The organism is Limnobacter sp. 130, assembly GCF_902506325.1.
In the GTDB taxonomy this organism is placed as follows: Bacteria; Pseudomonadota; Gammaproteobacteria; order Burkholderiales; family Burkholderiaceae_B; genus Limnobacter.
Window position 1 is genome coordinate 401,701 of sequence record NZ_LR732328.1, and the last position, 21,235, is coordinate 422,935.

13 protein-coding genes are annotated in these 21,235 nt (G+C 51.9%); all 13 read left to right on the plus strand.

All coding sequences use genetic code 11. From position 1 onward, the window contains the following. The first annotated feature begins 4 nt into the window (after positions 1-4). The 13 genes from FRIGORI9N_RS01970 to FRIGORI9N_RS15500 all read left to right on the plus strand — a co-directional run bounded on the left by FRIGORI9N_RS01970 (position 5) and on the right by FRIGORI9N_RS15500 (position 21,220). The gene (locus FRIGORI9N_RS01970) at positions 5-5,500 is read left to right on the plus strand and encodes a tail fiber domain-containing protein (protein ID WP_159568229.1); all 5,496 of its coding nucleotides are present in this window, start codon (positions 5-7) and stop codon (positions 5,498-5,500) included. Between the two features lie 79 nt (positions 5,501-5,579). Then, the gene (locus FRIGORI9N_RS01975; protein ID WP_159568230.1) at positions 5,580-6,698 is read left to right on the plus strand and encodes a TIGR03032 family protein; all 1,119 of its coding nucleotides are present in this window, start codon (positions 5,580-5,582) and stop codon (positions 6,696-6,698) included. Then, the gene (cysC, locus tag FRIGORI9N_RS01980) at positions 6,692-7,273 is read left to right on the plus strand and encodes an adenylyl-sulfate kinase (RefSeq protein WP_159568231.1); all 582 of its coding nucleotides are present in this window, start codon (positions 6,692-6,694) and stop codon (positions 7,271-7,273) included. The genes FRIGORI9N_RS01975 and cysC overlap by 7 nt, the downstream gene beginning before the upstream one ends. A 54-nt stretch (positions 7,274-7,327) precedes the next feature. Continuing rightward, positions 7,328-8,488, plus strand: coding sequence for an NAD-dependent epimerase/dehydratase family protein (locus FRIGORI9N_RS01985; RefSeq protein WP_159568232.1), 1,161 nt, complete (start codon positions 7,328-7,330; stop codon positions 8,486-8,488). 115 nt (positions 8,489-8,603) lie between these two features. Further along, positions 8,604-10,739 carry a CocE/NonD family hydrolase gene (locus tag FRIGORI9N_RS01990; RefSeq protein ID WP_159568233.1) on the plus strand — a complete coding sequence of 712 codons (2,136 nt, stop codon included), beginning with the start codon at positions 8,604-8,606 and terminating at the stop codon, positions 10,737-10,739. A gap of 36 nt (positions 10,740-10,775) precedes the next feature. After that, on the plus strand, positions 10,776-11,456 hold the full coding sequence (locus FRIGORI9N_RS01995) for a TetR/AcrR family transcriptional regulator (RefSeq protein ID WP_159568234.1): 681 nt from the start codon (positions 10,776-10,778) through the stop codon (positions 11,454-11,456). A 379-nt stretch (positions 11,457-11,835) separates the two neighbouring features. Then, on the plus strand, positions 11,836-13,614 hold the full coding sequence (locus FRIGORI9N_RS02000) for a DUF1302 domain-containing protein (protein WP_159568235.1): 1,779 nt from the start codon (positions 11,836-11,838) through the stop codon (positions 13,612-13,614). A gap of 27 nt (positions 13,615-13,641) precedes the next feature. Then, positions 13,642-15,009, plus strand: coding sequence for a DUF1329 domain-containing protein (locus FRIGORI9N_RS02005; RefSeq protein ID WP_159568236.1), 1,368 nt, complete (start codon positions 13,642-13,644; stop codon positions 15,007-15,009). A 71-nt stretch (positions 15,010-15,080) separates the two neighbouring features. Next, entirely contained in the window at positions 15,081-16,253 is a 1,173-nt protein-coding gene (locus FRIGORI9N_RS02010; protein ID WP_159568237.1) for a hypothetical protein, read from the plus strand. 29 nt (positions 16,254-16,282) lie between these two features. Next, entirely contained in the window at positions 16,283-18,625 is a 2,343-nt protein-coding gene (locus FRIGORI9N_RS02015; RefSeq protein ID WP_159568238.1) for an RND family transporter, read from the plus strand. Between the two features lie 141 nt (positions 18,626-18,766). Continuing rightward, positions 18,767-20,203: a coniferyl aldehyde dehydrogenase gene (locus tag FRIGORI9N_RS02020; RefSeq protein WP_159568239.1), complete on the plus strand. Its 1,437-nt coding sequence runs from the start codon at positions 18,767-18,769 to the stop codon at positions 20,201-20,203. Positions 20,204-20,216: 13 nt separating this feature from the next. Then, positions 20,217-21,014 (plus strand): ParA family protein, encoded by a 798-nt coding sequence (locus tag FRIGORI9N_RS02025; protein WP_159568240.1) that lies wholly within the window; start codon positions 20,217-20,219, stop codon positions 21,012-21,014. Positions 21,015-21,097: 83 nt separating this feature from the next. Continuing rightward, entirely contained in the window at positions 21,098-21,220 is a 123-nt protein-coding gene (locus tag FRIGORI9N_RS15500; protein ID WP_256366096.1) for a hypothetical protein, read from the plus strand. The last annotated feature ends 15 nt before the right edge of the window (positions 21,221-21,235 follow it).

Sequence of the window (21,235 nt, forward strand, 5' to 3'; positions counted from 1 at the left end):
TCACATGAAGAAAAATAATTCCGGAATCAACACCGCCAGTTTTCAACCGAAACCCATTGTGCTGGCTGTTCAAAAGGCCTTGCCGTATTTGGTGGCCTTCAGTTTGAGTGCAGCTGCTGTGTCTCCCGCGGTGGGCCGCTCGGGCGATTCCGCTGCTGCCTTCACCGCGACCCAGCTAATACGTCAATTCACACTAAAAAACACAGTGGCGCAGGTCAGTCAAGGCATGCAAGGACATGTCGAAGAGGTCAACGGCGTGCTGCGCGCCAAGGAAATGGGTGCCAGACCTACCGGGTATCCTGCCGACATGGGGTCTGTGCCATCCTCGGCCAATTTGCCACAACGCGACGGTGCAGGTCGCCCTCTTGGATACTGCGCTTGGGACAACAATTCATCAACATCCAACAGCAGTTTTCTGGCCGGGCAGGGCGTACCCAACCCACTCGTGTACGCCGTGGTGTCCCCAGGTTTGAATGGCAGCATGGAAACCAGTTGCACGTATGTTCTGGCCAATCTTGGTGGTCTGGGCGACGATTACGTGCAGGTCACCGCGCCATCGCAAACATCTTCGAGACAATTCAGAAGTGCCGTCGGCACTTATGCGGACTTAACCGCCATGCCTGGTGAGGAAGGCGACGTTCGATTGGTGCTGGATACCAACAAACTTTACAGCTATGTAGGCGGTGCTTGGCAGCCAGTGGATGCCAGCAAGTTTAATGATGATTCGGCCAGTAACGGGGCAGGCGCCATTGCCTACACCACTGGCAAAGTCACAGTGGCTGATTTTCAGGCAGCCAGTGCAACTATCACAGGCGCTCTGGCCGGAAGTACGGCCACATTTTCAAGCAGTGTAACTGCCTCTGGTTTTATCGGAAACGGTGCCGCTTTGACTGACCTGAATGCAAGCAATGTCAGCAGTGGGGTTTTGGGTGCTGCATTTGGTGGCACAGGGGTTGATTCAAGTGCGGCCGCGCAGGGTAGTTTGCTGATTGGTACCGGCGCAGGTTTCGCGTTGGGTGCAATCAGTGCCGGTGACGGAATTGGCGTATTGAACGGTGCTGGCAGTATCACCATTTCAAACACAGGTGTAATTAGCATTGCCGGCACAAACAACCAGGTAATCGCAAGCGCCATGAATGGCGATGTGGTGCTGAGTTTGCCACAAGACATAGCCATGACCAGTACGCCCACTTTTGCGGGCGCATTCTTCAACGGCAATGTCGATGTCGCCTCGATCAGCCAGGCGGGCGTACCCGCCACATTGGCTTTTCAATACGCCAGCGATACAGGTTCAACTTTTTATGCCGAACCCAATCTGGGGTTGGGAACTGGTGCATTGGCTGGTCGCAAGAATGCAGGCAATGTGGCGGTGGGCAACGGCGTACTCGGACAAATGACTACGCTCGGCTATGGCGAGGAGTCGGGTACCTGGAACACTGGCGTGGGTTATCAAGCCTTGTACACCAACGATTACGGAGATGAAAATACGGCGTTGGGTTACAAGAGCATGTTCAGTAACACCACGGGTTACTACAACACGGCATCGGGTGCCTGGTCGATGTATGCGAATACGACGGGCAGTTTCAATACGGCCAGCGGCTACTACAGTTTGCAGGCCAACACCACAGGCTTTGACAATGTGGCGATTGGCGCTTATGCACTCATGACAAATACCTCGGGCAGCAGCAACGTGGCAGTGGGGGAGTTTGGGTTGGGCCGCAACACAACGGGTTACTACAACACGGCTGTGGGTGATGCCGCCCTGAATGGCAACACCACTGGTTTCTACAACACAGCGATAGGCTCATATGCCGCTGACAATATAAGCACCAGTGCTTATGTCACTTCGATTGGCGCATTTTCAATGTACAGGGCAACCGCCACCGAGAGTGTCGCTGTCGGTACCAACACCCTGTATTACTCGGAAGGCCAATACAACACGGCTGTGGGCAACAACACATTCGGCGAGTTGCGCACAGGGGGCTCCAACACAGCGCTGGGTCACTACGCCATGCCTGCGTTAACAACAGGCGATACCAACATTGCCGTCGGTCATCGTTCGGGCAACACCATCACAACAGGCAGCCGCAACATCTTGATTGGCGACCACGCGGGCAATGGCACTTTGACCAGCACCAGCAATATTGCGTTGGGTAATAGCGCAACAATTGGCGATGCGCTGTCTTATGCAGTCACCATTGGCAATGATTCGTCGGTCACGACATCCAACACAGTGGTGCTTGGGCGCACCACGGATAACACTGTAATTGGCGCAACCGCCGACGATGGCAGTGGCAACAAACTTCAAATTACCGGTGGTTTGCGGGCCTCTGGCAATGTGTTTTTGAATACAGGCAGTGCTGCCAACTACACGCAGTTAAGGGACTTGCGGGTGATGTCTTCAAACAACGATGCTGGCTGGGATCATCTGCGGATTTATTCCGGTGCCCGTTCAACCACCATAGATGTTGGTGGAGCCGAAGATGGGCTTATTTTCCGTGTGGGTCAAGGTGGATCCGGCGGGGTAGGCGACCAAACCTACAACACAGTGCTCACCCTGAAACCGGATCAGTCAGCTGTATTCGCGGGCCGTGTTGATGTTCAAAGTTTGTACGTCAATGGTGAGCAGGTGGCACCCGTGAACAAGGCAAACATTGATGCAGCACTTACCTTCGCAAGTACTGTAGGCGCAGCATTTCCACAAAGCAGTTTGGCCCTGGGCATTAATGCACTGGGTGCTGATCCACGCGCAGGCAATATCGCAATTGGCGAGGGCGTACTTACAAGCCTGTCACCCAGCGCTGTTTCTACCGAGGGAATTTTTAACACAGGTGTGGGCTTTAATGCGCTCACCGTGAACAGCACAGGTTCGTACAATACAGCGATAGGCACGTACACACTGAATGCCAACACAAGCGGCTACAACAACACCGCTGTGGGTGTGTATGCCATGGTGAATACCACCACGGGTTTCGACAATACCGGTGTGGGCCGAAATGCATTGAACCTGAATACAAGCGGTAGCCGCAACAATGCCGTGGGTGTGAATGCGCTTCACAGCAACACCACAGGTGTGCAAAACAATGCAATCGGTACCAACGCGATGTTCTCGAATACCACGGGTTATCAAAACGTGGCGTTGGGTGACAATGCCTTGTACACCAATAGTGTGGGGTATCAAATTGTGGCCATTGGTCAAGACGCCCTGTACAACAACACCACCGGCTATCAAAACGTTGCGATCGGTTTTAATTCCCAACGCAGCACTACCTCGGGCTATCGAAATACCGCGGTGGGTATTAATTCGCTACTGAACAACACCGATGGTTTCGAGAATAGCGCATTTGGTGTGAACGCCTTGTTGGCCAACACCAGCGGCGACTACAACAGCGCCTTTGGTGTAAACAGTTTGTTAACCAACACCACAGGTGAACGAAATGTGGGTGTGGGATTCAACACCTTGTTAAGTAACACCACGGGCTCGAACAACGTGGCGGTGGGGGTCAATGCGTTGTTGAAAAATACCACGGGCAATGAAAATACGGCTGTGGGCGACAATGCCCTGTTCGAGAACACCACAGGGCATTCGAATGCCGCTGTCGGTCGTGGCGCCATGAATAACAATACCACTGGTTATTACAACATTGCCATGGGTCGAAACGCCCTGCTAACCAACACCACCGGCTACAACAACAGTGCTTTGGGTTACAACAGCCTTATTTTTAACACCACGGGTTACAACAACGCAGCATTGGGTCGCAACGCATTACAAAACAACACCACGGGGTTTAATAACACAGCGATCGGCACGTTTTCCATGTTTGGCAGTACCACTGGCCTGGACAACACTGCAGTGGGCTTGAACTCCCTGTACTCCAATACCGCTGGTAATGCCAACGTTTCCTTGGGTAAAAACGCTTTGCTAGGCAATACAACCGGCAGCTACAACATGGGTGTCGGCACTTCTTCCGATGTATTGGTAAACAGTGTGAACTACGCATCTGCGGTCGGTGCCTTTGCGCGTGTCACCACATCGAATACTCTCGTGTTGGGTGCTTTGGGTGTTGCCAAAGACGGTGTCGTATCTTCAACGGACGATCAGGTGGTCATTGGCGCCACATCGCGCAGCGACACCTATGTGAACACCAAGTTGCATGTCAATGGTGCCGCCAGCTTCAGCGGGCAAATCGCAGCAACTGGCGGTGCGCTGGTGTCGAGTAACCAGTACTTGCGTTTTGGTGAGCCGACAGAAACCTCTGATCCAATGGCCATATATAGAACCAATGCTGCAGCCGATCAAAGCAGGTTGAGGATAGGTATTGGTGACAACGCAAGTACATTTGGCGGGGTCAACGCCGATGAACTGCAGGTGGGCTTGTTGGGGCTCGACTTGGTAAGCTACACGCCCGTGTTCAGAATTGCAGGCAGTGGCGATGTGATTGCCAACGGCTATGTTCAAGCCACCGCATTCAATGTCAGTTCAGATCGGCGTTTGAAAACCAATATTCAGGCACAAAATTCCGATTCGGTATTAAGCAGGCTTGAGCAACTACAAACTTACAGCTACGAGTACCTGGCCAACCCCAATCTGGGGCGACGCATTGGTGTAATTGCGCAAGAAATCCAAAACCTGTTCCCCGAGGCTGTGGCAACCCGGGCCGACGGCATGATGTCCGTGGATTACAGCGCATTGGGTGCCATGGCAGCCATGGGTGTTGGTCAGTTGAGTAAACAAGTCAAAGTGCTTGATAAAACGGTATTGGAACAAGGGCAGCGGATCGATGTGCTCGATGATCGAGTGAATCAACATGACATGCGCATTACTTCCCTGGAAGGATGGAAAACCGAGGCAGTGAAACGCATGGATGGCATGCAAAACGCGATCGATTTGAATATCCAAAAAATTGCCGAAAACGCGGTGGCCATTCAAACCAATTCAATTGCGATCGAGCGTTTGGACGATGCTTTATTTACCCTCGATGGGCAAGTGAAAAACAATTCAGATTCAATCAACCACATCAATTCACGGTGGGCAAAAAACTTTAGCGAATCGACCGACGGTTCTTTGCTCACGATCAATGCAGTGGAACTGAAAGTGAGCAACTTCACGGCGCAGCAGGTGCGTTCGAACTCAGTTTATTCTCAGCGGCTTGAAGCGGAAATGGCGCGAATCACCGACCTGGAGGTCAACAATCTTCGAGCCAACTCAGCAGTTGTCAACACCGTACAGGCTGAGCAATTAAATACTGGATCTGTTCAGGTTTATGCCGGAGTGGGTTTGCCTGCCGTGCTGTTTGCTGCCAAATCAGACGGTCATTACACCGTGAGTACCAGTGCACTCGATGGTAGCTATGCCACGGCTACTGTGATTGTGAATGCGGGACAAGCCAAAGTGATCTCGGTGGCCAGCGAGGGCATTGAATTGTATGCAGAAGGCAATCAGGTCAAGGTGATTGCCGCAGGCAAATCGATCAAAGCGAGTTGGATCAAAATGGGTTAACCGCCCTGGGTGAATGCGAGCTTTGCAGATTGGAATATGCTGCTTTGGAATGATCTTGAAACCAGGGCAGGGAGTGGGCATGATCCACGCACAAAGTACATTGCAGACACAGCAGTCACACACAGAAGTACATTGCAACCCCGAGTGGGTGCAGCTGCAAAAAGAGCTGGGTTTCAGTTTGTTGCTCGGTACTCGGAGCATGGGTGATCTGCACGTGATTGGTTTTCCACCGCAGGGCAATGCCCTGCATTTTCAGGTGGCAAATTTCCCTTTGTGTATGGGCATGGCCTTGCACGGGGAACAGCTTGCAGTTGCTTGCCAAACTGATGTGCGCGTTTATCACAATATATTGTCCTTGCCTGGTATCGAGAGCCCGGTGTATCAGCGTTGTTATAGTCCGCGCAGTTTGCTGTTTACAGGCGATCTCGATGCGCATGAACTGGCTTTCACCGCCGATGGAGAAGTGCAGTTTGTTGCGGCGAAATACAGCTGTATTGTTGCCCCCAGTGCCTCCCATAGCGTGCGCGAAGTGTGGCGCCCCCGGTTTATTTCAGCCTTGTTGCCCGAAGACCGCTGCCATTTAAATGGCTTGTGTATGGAAGGTGGCGAACTGAAATACGTGACCTGTTTTGCGGTTACAAACGAAACAGCTGGTTGGCGGGGGCAGCCCTTCAACAGCGGGGTTGTGTGGTGTGCGCAAACTCAGGAGGCAGTGTGCACGGGTCTGGTTCAGCCACACAGCCCACGAATTCACAACGGTGACTTGTATGTGCTGAACAGCGGTGCTGGCGAATTCGGTCGCATCGATCAACGCACTGGTCAATACGACTGCATTGCTTTTGTGGGGGGCTATGGCAGAGGCTTGAGTTTTGTAGGTGATTACGCCGTATTTGGCATCAGCAAGCCCCGGCACGATGGCTATATTCCCAATTTCCCGCTTCACGAAAGACTCAAGTCGCTTGGGCTGGCGGACCGTTGTCAACTGGTTGCGGTCAACCTTAAAACAGGCGATGTCATGCAGGCAATTACTTTTGAAGGTGAAGCCCGGGAGCTCTTTGATACCGTGGTCATTCCCGATTGTCGACAAGCGGCAGTCCTGTCGCTGGATGAAGCCCAGCATCCAGGTCTGCGGGTGATTGATCAATTAATTTCAGCCCCTGCTGCTGAAGTGGCGCGTGGCGAGGTGAGTGCGTGTTAACCGGTGTACCGGCTGCGCAACGGCAAGCAATCAAAGGACACCCGCCAGGCGTGGTTTGGCTGACAGGGTTAAGCGGCGCAGGCAAGTCCACACTGGCTGCCGCGTTGGAGACAAACCTGATTCGCCGGGGGGCGCACACCATGCTGCTGGATGGCGACAGCCTGCGTAGCGGCTTGAACTCAGACCTTGGCTTTTCTACCCATGATCGCGCGCAAAATGTTTTGCGTGCAGCACAAGTCTGTAATTTGATGGTCGATGCAGGTTTGCTGGTTATTGTCGCCATGATTTCTCCGCTTGCACAGGCGCGCGAATTGGCCCGGTCACAATTGAGGCACACTGCGTTCCTGGAGGTGTACATCAATGCGCCGCTTGCTGTTTGTGAACTGCGTGATCCAAAAGGTTTGTACAAACGGGTGCGGCGTGGCGAAATAGGCCACTTCACCGGTGTTGATTCGCCGTACGAACCACCGCTGTCACCGCACCTGGAGTTGCACACCGACGCCATGTCGCCTGATCAGTGTGTTGATCAACTTGTCTTTTTGCTCAAAAGCCACCGACTACTGCCGCCGGATTGACTTTTTCACGGTTTCAAGGGAGTCTTGCAGACTGTCTCATGGCATGTGCGCACTATGGCTATAAAAATGGAGGCCTTCCCGGCCCCGGACAAGCTGAAAAATGCAGCATCCGAAACTGAAAAGCTGCAAACCAAAGAGTTGGCAGAATTGGAAGCAGTTGACCCGGGTCTAATCAAACAGGCCGATCAAAAGCAAACGGTTTTGGTCACCGGGCACGCAGGTTTCATTGGCTTTCACACTGCAAAAGCGTTGCTTGAACGTGGCGACAAAGTCATCGGTTTTGATTCCCTGAACAGCCATTACGACACCCGGCTTAAGCGCGAGCGCCTCACCATGCTGGAGGAAATCGCCAAGGCCACTGGCAGCAAATACCACACCGTGCGCGCCGACTTGTGCAACGGCACAGAACTGCACGAATGTCTTGAGACCTACAAGGTGCAGCGGGTCATTCATCTGGCCGGCCAAACGGATAAATTTTTGTCACACGACAAACCCGCCGAATGCGTGCAAAACAACATCAACAGTTTTGTGTCGCTTCTGGAGGCCTGTCGTCATTTCAAAATTCATCATTTAACCTACGCCAGTAGCCACGCCGTCTATGGCGCAGGTTTTCAAAAACCCATGAGCGAACGCGACAGCGCCAATCACCCGCAGCGTCTTGATGCCGCAACACAACGAGCCTGCGAGTTAATGGCGCATTCGTACAGCCACCTGTTTAATCTGCCCACAACCGGTTTGCGCTTTTTCTCGGTGTATGGCCCTTGGGGTCGGCCCGACTCCGTGTTGTTTGCATTTACAAAACGCATTCTCGAGGGCAAGCCCATACAAATTTACAACGATGGGCGAAATACGCGCGACTACACTTACATTGCCGATTTGGTTGAAGCCATATTGCGGGCAAGTGACACACCTGCTGAGCCGAATCCGGCCTGGCTGGTTGAAGCGCCCGACCAGGCCAGCAGCAATGCGCCTTGGCGTATTTTGAACGTAGGCAACAGCTTGCCAGTGTCCATTGAAGAATTAATTGCAGCGCTTGAGCGTGCTTTGGAGAAAACCGCAATCAAGGAGTACATCACGGGGCCTATTCTGGAAAAAAGCCAAAGTTGCGCCGATGTAAGCGCCCTGGAATTGGCCACCCAATTCAGGCCGTCCACACCCTTGGCGCAGGGAATCGCTCAATTTGCGGCTTGGTACCGCATGTACCATCAGGTTTGAATTTTCTGACCTTGTCGGCGTAGTGTCGGTAATCCGACACTTCAATCGCATCCATTTCCTGTCACACCCCGGTAACAAAGGGATAACACACCAATACCGTGGCAGGAGACAAACCATGACAGCAGTACCTTTTCGCAAACTTTGGATGTTCGCCTTGGTGGGTGCCTCCGTGGGCCTGGCCGCCTGTGGAAGTGACGATTCCGCCCTGACAGCGGCAGCCCCCAATAATCCGACCAGCCCAAATGAACAGGTAGAGCCCGCCATCGCGGTCGTGGCCAACTTCAAGAATCCCGATGCGGTGCAACGTCAGTTCACCTCCACGGCGTGTACTGACAACGCTACCCAACCCCGGGCTGGCGGCAACAGTTACAGCGTGAACCTGCAATCGGCCAGCGGTCACAATATCGCCTTCACTGTGTTTGAGCCCGCAGAGTTCAATTGTGCATTGGGTAACCCAGTGGTGCTTGAAGGGCACGGGTACGGCGGCTCACGCGCCACAAGTCCTCGCGGCATTATGGGCAAGCTGATCGAAGCGGGTGCGGGTGTCATCAGTATTGATCAGCGTGGATTTGGTGAAAGTGGCGGCTCCGTGCGCGTGATGGACCCTGACTTCGAGGGCCAAGATCTGCTGCAAATTCTGGACTGGGCTGAAGACAATCTGGATTGGCTGCGCTACAGCAACAACAAGTCCGCTGGCGATCGCGAATTCAATATGGTGGCTGGCGCAACGGGCGGCAGCTACGGTGGTGGTTATCAATTGCTGATTCACAATGTGGATCCCTTGAAGCGGCTTGATGCGCTGACCCCCGACATTACCTGGAACGACCTGCGCTACAGCCTGAACCCAGGTGGCGCATACGGCATTGAGAATTCCGCACCCACAGAAGGGAGTATCAAACCCACAGGCACTGTGAAATCAGGCTGGGCCTTGTTGCTGGTTGCGGGTGGTGAATCCGGTTCGTTGAGTCCCAAGCTACAGGGAGGCGACCCCATGGCCCTGCAAACCAGCGGTCAGGACAACCTGATTCGAGAAACCTTGTTGCGCGGTGCCACCGCCAATCGTTTCCCCGAGGGTGCGCTGGAGTTTTTCCGTTATCACAGCCCCAGCTATTGGTGTGATGCCGAGGCCGCAGGTGCGCAAACCTTCCTGCAAAGCGAAGTAACACCCGGTCTTGCCCAGAAAACACCAGACCCTGTGGATATTCTGTTTACTCAAGGTTTCCGCGACACCTTGTTCAACTTTAACGATGGTTTTCACAACTTTGCCTGTTATCGCGCACTGGAAGACGACAAAGGCAAGAAAGCCGATGTACGTTTCCTGACCCATCAAAGTGGCCATATTTTGCCCCTGTCGCCTTCTACTGTTCCTGGCCTTGCTGACTTGACTGAGCAAGGTGCGCAAAACGGTCTGAATGAAATTGAATTCCAGAAACCGGGTGGTCCTTTTGCGTGCGGTGACCTTTCCATTTCTGAAGCCCAGTTTGCGTTTCTGATTGAAAAATTATTTACACCCCAGGAAGTTGCAGCCATTAAAAACGCCAGCGATTCCAATGCATTCACCACCTTGGCGGCCAATAAGGGCAAAGTTTGCCTGAGCTTGAACGACGATATTGGACAAGGCCAGGCATCAGAGAACGCTGCTGTCTGGGTGAACGAAAATACACTGTTTTCCAAATTGGGACCTGCGGCCAAAGGGCAGGCTACGAAAGCCAACTTGCAACCCATCGCAGTTGATTTCACACCCGGTGTCGATCCGCTGACCGCGCTGACCAGTGCTGCCACTGGAATTCTGCGCTATCCATTTGCACCCGCTGTTTTGCCGATTGAATTGCCTGCCGGAGTGAACACCGTGGCAGGTATTCCAACCGCCACCTTTGAAATTGCCCCGCCGGTGGACATGCTCATGAACCCGGTTTGCAATGAAATTTACGCCGCTACAGCCATGCTGCCCCTTGGGTTGGCCGGCTTGGAACCTGGTTGCGATCCCATGCTGTTTGTTGGCCTTGGTGTCAACAGAAATGGCGCTTGGCGTTTGATCGATGATCAGATAACACCCATTCGCGGATTCGGTAAACGCCATGTCGAAATGACCGGTGTGGCTGAACGTCTCGCCGAAGGCGAAACACTGGGCTTGCTGGTTTATGGGTACCATCCGCAATATTTGGCAACCGCTTCGCGAGACCTGGTTACCCCCGTGGTGGCCCTACGTGGCACTTTGAATTTACCCACATTGCAAAATTTAATGCCATAATCCGGCTGTTAATCGATTACTAGCAGCGCCCACTCCATGTGGGCGCGCTCATTTCCAGTGAAAAACCAAGCCAAAGCAGCAGCGATAGAAAATACCCAGGGTGTGCGCCCAGCAATGCAAGCGCGCAGTCTTCAAAAGCGACACGACCTGCTCAAGGCCGGAAGAAAGCTGTTGCACACCCGCGTGCTCGAGGAAATTTCCATCAAAGACATTTGCACCGAAGCAGGGTGCACCGTGGGTTCTTTTTACAGCCGCTTTGAAGACAAGGAAAGTTACTTCGACGCATTGATCGCTGAAAGTTGCCAGGAACTGCTCATGAGCGCAGCCAGCCAGTTTGACGACCGGAACTGGGTTGGCGTCGAAGGTAAATTGATTTGTGATGAAGTGGTCAGTTTTCTTGTAAGTATTTTTCAGGGTGAATACAGTTCAATTTTGACCGAATCATTCATTCGAGAATCCAAGGGTTTCATTAAATCTACGCCCATGCGAGATGTCGGTTTTGGTTTCATCACGACAGTTTCAAAACCGCTTCTGCCACACATCGACTGCACCGTTCATCCAGACCCCTTGCGGGCCTTGGCGTTTGTCATTCAGGTGGTTTATGGTGCACTTCACAATGCCCGCTTGCGCGACGCAGGCCCAATCAAGTTCCGCACTCAAGAATTTGAAACGCGAATTCAGAATGTGGTAAGTCGCTACCTTGGAATCAAGTACTGATAAGCCTTGTAGTGAAATTACTACTAAATTACGAGGATTAACAATTCGCGCAACATTTCATGTTACTCCAGTGGTACATTTTTAGATAAGGCGCTCTAAATTACTAAAACTGTAATTACGGTTTTATTTTTTCGAAAGCTGCTTTACACTAAGCAAAAATTAGCAAAAAGCATCAATCAAGGTGCATTACTGGAGGTGACATGTCTTATTTTTCTCAAGGTTCTCGAAGTTCCCCATAACTAAATGTTGGTTCGCGCCTTTTGCAGGCCGGAACAACTATTCGATTTTTCAGTTGATTTTCCGACATCCTTGGTTTGAGGGTGAATCGGCAATCGCAGGTGTATTGCACCTGTCTACTCGATAAATATTTGGGGGCTACATGAACAAACATTCTTTTTCTAAAACAAGAACACACGTTGCCGTGCGCAACATGATCGCAGCAGGGTTGTTTGCTGCGGCAGTAATGCCCGTGCAGGCGGCGCAATTCAAGGTTGGCGATTTTGACCTGAGCGTGAACTCAACCGTTAGCGCGGGTACTAGTTTCCGGGTGGAGGGGCGTGATAGAGCGTTGTTTGCCGCGAGCAACACGGACGAGCAGGGTCTGGCGGGAACCGGTCTCTCAAGCACTGGGGATGACGGCAATCTGAACTTCGATTCAGGTGATGCCTTTTCTACAATCATCAAAGGTGTTCACGACTTTGAATTAAAGAAAGACAATTACGGTTTTTTCTCGCGTGTAAAGTGGTTTTATGATTACACCCTAAACAAGTCAGGTGTCCCTCACGGCAACGGTCCCAACGGCTACACTCCAGATGCACGACTTGATGATAACGGCTTTCATCCTTATGCAAGGTTCGATGGCATTGATCTGTTAGATGCGTTTGGCTATATCAACACCGAAGTTGGCGGTATGCCGCTTGATTTGCGCTTGGGTAAGCAAGTAATCAGTTGGGGTGAAAGCACCTTTATTTTGAGCCCGATTGCTGGCTTGAATACTATTGACGTTTCTGCTTTCCGCCGTCCTGGTGCCGAATTGAAAGAGGGCTTTACACCTGCTGAAATGTTGTATGCCAACTTGGGCGTTACCGATAATACTAGCGTTGAAGCTTTTTATCAGTTGAAATGGCGGAAAACAGTACCTGAAGGTTGTGGTACCTATTTCTCAAGCTCAGATTTTGCAGCAGACGGCTGTAACTTTGTAACTTTTGGTCCCCAGCCTGATCAGACTGCAATTACTACAAATGCGCTGTCCGTGTCTCGAACACTTGATCGCCAACCTGATGACGGTGGTCAATATGGCTTGGCCATTCGTACTTACGCAGCAGAACTGGATACCGAGTTTGGTGCTTACTATCTCAACTATCACAGTCGCTTGCCGTTGGTGAGTATTCTCACGTCAAGTACAGGTGCGCCTTACGGGCTCGCCGCTGGTAAAGATGGTCGCTACCTGATTGATTATTCGGAAGACATTAGCGTGCTTGGTGGCAGTTTCGCGACTAACGTTGGTGGCTGGGCTTGGTCAGGTGAGCTCTCTTATACAATGGATCAGCCTATTCAGTTGAACGCTTTTGATCTTTTGCAAGGTTCTCTTGCTTTCAACCCACAATCTAACTTTACTCAAAGATTGCAGGCAGCTCCTCCAGGATCGATCGTCGAGGGTTTCGATCGATTTGACGTAACACAAATCCAAAACACTTTGATCAAGACTTTTGACCGTGCTCTTGGCGCAAGTCAGGTTGTCTTTGTTGGTGAAGCGGCGGCTGTGTTCGTCTCTGGTTTGCCTGAAGCCGGACCAGGGCAAGATCGTTACGGTAAAGCAGCTGTATTCGGTTTCGCACCAGCAACTGGAGACTTCAATGGCTTTGTAACTGATTTCTCGTGGGGTTATCGCTTGCGCGCGGCCGCAACATACCGCGACGTGTTTTTGGGCACCGACCTGATTCCATCTATCGCCTGGTCGCATGATGTGGATGGTTGGTCACCAGAACCTGGTCAGGCATTCAACGAAGGTCGTCAGTCTGTAGGTTTGGGTTTGGGTTTTGAGTTTGACGCCAATACCAAGGCATCGATTAGTTACACGACCTTCACCAACGGGGCAGATTATGACGTTTTGCGTGATCGCGACTTCGTTTCATTGACTGCATCTTACTCATTCTAAGAACAGAGACACACTGGAGGAATTTTTATGTTGAAGTTTCAAACAAAAATCACAGCACTGGCTCTGGCAGGCTTGTTCGCTGTTGGCACCGCGCAAGCGGCTGTCAGCGCGCAAGAAGCCGCAAAGCTGGGCACAACCCTGACTGAATTTGGTGCTGAAAAGGCGGGCAATGCCGCCGGCACCATTCCAGCCTACACGGGTGGTTTGACCAAGGCGCCTGCTGGCTACAAAACAGGCCAGCACTTGGTTGATCCGTTCGCCAGTGAAAAGCCATTGTTCACCATCACTGGTGCCAATGCTGAGCAATACAAAGCCAACCTGTCACCAGGTCAGCTGGAAATGCTGAAAAAGTACCCCACATTCAAAATGAATGTGTATAAATCCCATCGCTCTACTGCGTATCCCAAGAAAGTTCTGGACGCAGCCAAGAAGAACGCCACTAACGCAAAAACTGAAAACGACGGTAACTCCATCGTTGGTTTTGAGCAGGCCATTCCATTCCCGATTCCACAAAATGGTGTTGAGGTAATCTGGAACCACCTGACTCGTTATCGTGGCGGTGCGGCCAAGCGCGATTTCGTGCAGGTGCCCGTTGAGCGCGACGGCTCTTTCATCATTAACCGGATTGAAGACACGCTGGTGTTCCCTCGTAACCTGCCCAATTTCTACAAGGCTGGTGAAGATGACAACATCAACTTCTACTTCTATCAAATCCTGAAGAGCCCTGTTTCCGTATCAGGTAACGTGCTGTTGGTACACGACACACTGGACCAAGTGAAGGAAGGACGTCGTGCCTGGGCCTACAATGCGGGTCAGCGTCGTGTACGTCGCGCACCCCAGGTGGCCTACGACTCACCAGGTACAGCGGCTGATGGCCTGCGTACAACCGACAACTACGATTTGTACAACGGTGCACCAGACCGTTACGAGTGGAAGTTGAAGGGCAAGAAGGAATTGTTTATCCCTTACAACTCCTATCGTTTGGCCAACAACAAACTGACCTACAAGGAAATTCACCAGCCACTGCACATGAACCCAGAGTTCTTGCGCTATGAGTTGCACCGTGTGTGGGAAGTAGAAGCAACCTTGAAGGATAGCGCACGTCACATTTACGCCAAGCGCGTGTTCTTCGTGGACGAAGACAACTGGCAGGCCTCTGTTATCGATCACTACGATGGCAAGGGCGCACTGTGGCGCGTTGCTGAAGCCCACAACATCCAGTACTACAACGAAGACGTGCCTTTCTACACCGCAGAGGCGCTGTATGACTTGCAGTCAGGCCGTTACCTCACCATTGGTTTGACCAACGAGGCAGCACAGCCATTCGTGTTCGACTTCACGCCAGACCGCGCAAATTACACACCAGCCGGCCTGCGTCGACTCGGCGTACAGTAATCGCTAGGTAAATTCAGGCTACAGGGAGCATGCGCTCTTTGTAGCCTTTTTTTAATTTCAAAGGATTTTCAATGTTTCTCCGGAATCGTTTTTCTAACAGGGCAGTTTCCACCCTGCTGCTCGGCGGCGTTGTATGCGCTGGCCTGATTGGTTATGGCGGCCTGTCTTCGGCCAAGGTCGATTTGTTACAAATACCGGCAGTTCCAAGTGTTAATGCAACCCGATCTTTGCTGCTGGATGTTGAACGCGTGGGCAACAAGCTGTTTGCAACCGGTGAGTTTGGGCAAATATTGAAAAGCGAAGACAACGGAAAAACCTGGATTGCAGGCAAGGTGCCTGTGTCAATTACGCTGACATCGGTTGCTTTTGACAACGACGCTGTTGGCTATGCCGTTGGGCACGATGGCGTGGTTCTGAAAACTGAAGACGGCGGAGTGAATTGGACAAAGCTGATCGACGGCGCAACGATTAACCAGTTCGTGCTGGACATTGCTCAAGCAAAAGCAGATGGCTTGCAAGAACAACTGGATAAGCTGTCCGAGAACGCTGCGCCTGAAGAGCGTGAAAGGCTTGAGATTGCAGCAGAAGAAGCCATGTTTTCTCTGGATCTTGCGCAGGGCGATTTCGAAGTGGGTCCATCCAAGCCTTTGCTGGATGTGATCGTGAATGGCAATGGCAATGTATTTGTAGCGGGTGCATACGGTCAGTTGCTAAAAAGCACCGACCAGGGCGCCACCTGGGAATACCTGGGTGACCGCACCAATAACCCCACCAACTACCACTTCAACACCATGATGTTGAGTAAAACCGGAGAAATCTGGGTGGGCGGTGAGCAGGGTACCGTGCTGGTGAGTGCTGACGAAGGTGAAACCTGGACAACACGTAAAATTGATTACGACGGGTCGGTATTTGCCCTGGTCGAAGCGCCCGACACGCGCACTGTGGTCGCCGTTGGCCTAAGAGGCAACGCGTTTCGACTTCCTTTTGGCAGCAGTCAGTGGGAATCAGTGAACACCAATTTACGGGAAACATTCAGCGGCGCAACTGTATTGAACGATGGCTCCGTTGTGGTGGTCGGCTCGCGCGGCATTTTGGCGCGCAGTACCGATGACTTCCGAACACTTCAAGTGACGCGTCGTTCCGACAAACTGCCTTCGGCCAGTGTTGTGCAATTGAATGACCAGGAAATTCTGTTGGCGGGTATGCGCGGTTTTAAAACCTTGTCCCTGTCTGAATTCAAGTAAACAGACCCCTCAAACGGATCCAATTAAAAATGACTTCTCCAGATAAAGACATTAAGGCGAATGCGCCGTTAGCCGAGCGGCTGGTTTTCAACAATCGCGTGCTCGTCATTCTATTAATGGTATTGGCTACAGCTATATTGGCATGGCAGGCAACGCAACTGAAAGTGGCCGCCAGTTTCGAAAAAATGATTCCGACCAAGCACGAGTATGTGGTCAATTTCCTTGAAAACAGAGACGATCTAACCAGCCTTGGCAATGTGGTGCGCGTGACCGTACAAGCCAAGGAAGGCGATATATTCACGCCTGAGTACCTGGAAACCCTGAAGCAGGTTACCGACAAAGCCTTTTATATTCCTGGTGTGAACCGGCCTGAAATGGCGTCTTTGTGGACCGCAAACACACGTTGGACTTCAGTGACCGAGGAAGGTCTTGAAGGCGGTCAGGTTATTCCTGCCACCTACAACGGCGATCCTGAAAGTATTGCGCAAGTGCGTCAGAACGTAGAGCTTTCCGGTCAAATTGGTCGATTGGTGGGCAACGATTTCAAAAGCACTATTGTGTATTTGCCACTGTTGGAAATTAATCCGGAAACCGGCAATCGACTTGATTACAAAGAATTCTCAGAGCGCATTGAAACAGAGCTGCGCGACGAATTCAATTCCGACAAAATTGAAATTCGGGTGACCGGTTTTGCGAAAATTGTGGGTGACCTGATCGAAGGCGCAACTCAGGTTGTCATGTTCTTCGGCGTGGCGGTGCTGATCACTCTGGTTATGCTGTTCTTGTATTCCCGCAGTGTGAAAAGTACCCTGGCCACCCTGGCTTGTTCAATCACCGCAGTGATTTGGCAGTTGGGTTTGCTCAATGCGTTGGGTATGGGGCTTGATCCTTACTCCATGCTGGTGCCTTTCCTGGTGTTTGCCATCGGCGTGAGCCATGGCGTTCAAATCGTCAATGCAATTGCGCACAAGCAAGGTGACGGCCACAACAAACTCAATGCAGCGCGTCTGGCATTCCGCGGTTTGTACATCGCGGGCCTCACCGCCTTGTTGTCCGATGGTTTCGGTTTTGCCACCCTGATGGTGATCGATATTCCAGTCATTCGTGATTTGGCCATTGCCGCGTCTGTGGGTGTTGCCGTCATTATTCTCACCAACCTGGTTTTGTTGCCGCTCATCATGAGCTACACGGGAGTAGACAACAAAGCGGTTGTCAAGCTGCAGGAAGCTGAGTCCGGCAGCAACAAGTTGTGGCATTTCATTTCCGGTTTTGCTCAGGCAAAAATGGCCAAAGGCGCTTTGGCAGTGGGCTTGGCCCTGCTGGCATTGGGACTTTGGGGAAACTCCAACGTACAAATTGGTGATTTGGACAAAGGCGCACCTGAACTGCGTGCGGATTCCCGCTACAACCTGGACAACGCCTACGTCACCGACAACTACTCCACCAGCACCGATGTGTTTGTGGTCATGGTTGAAACCAAAATGGACGGGTGTATCAAGTACAACACGTTGGCCGCAGTTGATTTGTTCCAATGGACCATCGAACAGGTGCCTGGCGTGCAAAGCAGCGTTTCATTGGCTGATCGTTCCAAGTTTGTTATCAGCGCTTACAGCGAAGGTGACATTAAATGGAATGCACTGAACCGCAACCAGTTTGTGTTGAACGGTACCATTAGCGGCATGAACTTGTCCGATGGTTTGTTCAGTTCCGATTGTTCCTTCATGCCCATTATTGTGTTCCTTGAAGATCACAAAGCCGATACCCTGAAGCGGGTCGTGGCTGCTGCTGAAGACTTCATTGCCAAGAATGACACGGGCGACGCCGTATTCAAACTGGCTGCCGGCAATGCCGGTATTGAAGCGGCCACCAACGAAGTGGTTGAGCGTGCCCAAACCGAAATGTTGATCTGGGTGTACGGCGTGGTCGCCATTCTGGTGTGGCTGGCTTTCCGCTCGGTGCGTACCGTCATTTGCATCATTGCTCCCTTGGCACTTACTTCGCTGTTGTGTTCAGCGCTCATGGTTGCACTGGGTATTGGCGTGAAAGTCGCGACATTGCCGGTAATCGCACTGGGTGTGGGTATTGGTGTGGACTATGGCATTTATATCTATGGCAAGCTCGAGGAATACCTGAAGCAGGGCATGCCGTTTGCCGACGCCTATTTTGAAACCCTGAAGTCCACGGGTAAAGCAGTTGTGTTTACTGGCCTGACGCTGGGTATTGGTGTCGCAACCTGGGCATTCTCGCCCATCAAGTTCCAGGCCGACATGGGCTTGCTGCTCACCTTCATGTTCTTGTGGAACATGGTGGGTGCCGTGGTATTCCTGCCTGCGTTGGCTTACTTCCTCGATCGTCGGGGCGAGAAAGCGTAATTTTTGTAAGAAAGCTGTAAGTTATTGAAAAAACGGGCTTTATCGGCCCGTTTTTTCATTTCCACACAGTTCATTTGAGGGGGTTGTGTACAACTGTTAGCGCCCCCACAATCGAATCTCAGTCACACGGAGAATGGATTGTTGGATCGAGTCGATAACCTACAACTGGTCAGTGGACGATTGCAGGATGTGTTCGATTGCCAACAGCGAACCTACCGGGCCAATCCTCACCCCAGCAAACAAGAACGCATCAGCAACCTTGAATTGCTTGAAGAAATCATTCTTCGCAATGAAGGGGAATTGCTGGATGCGATGTCGGAGGATTTCGGCCATCGTTCACGCCATGAATCCACCATGCTCGACATCGTCAGCAGCCTGTCTGCGGTTAGGCACAGCCGCAAACATGTTGGCATGTGGATGAAGGTACGCAAAGTGCCCACACCTTTGCAACTTCGCCCGTCGGTGTCGTACATCAAACCCCAGCCGCTTGGCATCATCGGCATCATTACACCCTGGAACTTTCCGGTGTATCTCAGCTTTGCTGGCCTGGCCTCTGCCTTGGCGGCAGGCAACTGCTGCATGCTCAAACCCAGCGAGTACAGCCCAAGAACTTCGGCGTTGATGGCGCGTTTGCTTGAAAACAATTTCGGGGAAGAACATGTGGCGGTCATTGAAGGCGATGAAACCGTGGCCGATGCGTTTTCCCGTTTGCCATTCGATCATTTGTTATTCACTGGTTCGCAAAGGGTAGGGCGTTTGGTGGCCAAGGCCGCGGCGGAAAACCTTACACCCGTCACCCTTGAAATGGGTGGCAAGTCTCCCTTGATTGTTGCACCCAGTGGCAATGTGGCGCAGGCGGCTGCATGTGCCGCCCACGGCAAAATGATCAATGCGGGGCAGGTGTGCGTCGCACCCGATTACGCCATGGTGCATGAAAGTCAGCTCAGGCGTTTTATTTCCGAGGTAAAGCGGGCCTCCCACAAGCAGTACCCCACCATTCGAAACAACCCCGATGTGTCATGTGTCATCAATTCAAAGCACATGGCTCGTTTGCGTGATCTGGTCGAAGACGCCCGAAAAAAGGGGGCAGAAATCATCGAGATCAATCCTGCCCATGAGGTATTCGAGCCTTCAGCCAAGAAGTTTCCTCTCACGCTCGTGGTCAACCCCAGCGCCGATATGCGAGTCATGCAGGAGGAAGTCTTCGGCTCTATTTTGCCAATTCTTGCTTATCGAACCCTTGAAGAAGCTGTCGCGCAGGTTCAATCCAAAGAAAGGGCAATCGCGCTTTATTTGTTTGTCAGCAAGCAGGCCGAAAAAGAACTGGTATTGAGCCAAACCGTGTCCGGCGGTGTTACTGTGAACGATGCAATGTGGCATGTGCTGAACGACCACATGCCCTTTGGTGGCGTCGGTGCAAGTGGCATGGGTGCCTATCACGGCTTGGTGGGGTTCAATGCAATGTCCCAACTCAAACCCGTCCTGGAGCAATCCAGATTCAACGCCGCGCCTCTGCTGCGCGCTCCCTATGGCACAGTGTTCGAAAAAGTTGTTACAGTATTGAAAAAAATCGTCTAAAGGGAGTGTTTACATGCGTCGGGTGGTCTTCAACCAAAAAGGTGGGGTTGGCAAATCCACCATCACCAGCAACCTGGCGGCCATCTCGGCCAATAGTGGCCTGAAAACCCTGCTGATCGATCTAGATCCCCAAGGCAACAGCACCCAATACATCATGGGCCGAGGCTCGGCCCCACTTGAATATTCCCTTGCCGATTTCTTCGATCAAGCCTTGAACTTCAAAATTCGCCCCAAGAAAAGTGCTGAATTTGTGGTTGAAACACCTTATGAAAATCTGGATTTGCTAGGCAGTCACCCCGCACTTGAAGAGCTTCAAGTCAAACTTGAATCGCGTTATAAAATTTTCAAGTTGCGTGAAGCGCTCGATGAACTGAAAGGTCAATACGACCGCGTTTACATCGACACGCCCCCCGCCTTGAACTTCTTTTCACGATCGGCATTGATCGCAGCCGACTCAGTGCTCATTCCTTTCGATTGCGATGAATTTTCACGCCGTGCTTTGTACAACCTCATGGATGCACTCAATGAAATCCGTGCCGACCACAACCCTGCGCTTGAAGTGGAAGGCATTGTGGTGAACCAGTTTCAGCCGCGCGCAAGCCTGCCGCAAAAATTGGTGGCTGAATTACTGGAAGAGGGGCACCCAGTGTTGAATACCTGTCTTTCTTCATCCGTCAAAATTCGTGAAAGCCATGAGGCGGCCAAGCCAATGATCCATTTCATGCCTGCGCACAAGCTCAGTCAGGAATTCGTGGCCATGCACGCTGAAATTGAAGCGGCTGCTGCAAAGCGCAAGAAGAAGGTCGCCTAGGTTTTAAACTGCCTTTGTCATATCTTTGAAACCTGAAAGCTGCACACTCACGTTTTGGAACCAGTTCAACGTGAGTGTATTCAATGCGCCAAGCCATGGTTTGGGTCAACAAGTTGGGTGGGCAGTTCAAGGCAGCCCGCCAGCAGCGACTCCAGAAAAAACTCCAGAAACGCTTGGGTAAGCTGGTCTCCTACGGTTTGTCTTAGGGGCTGTCCCGAGTT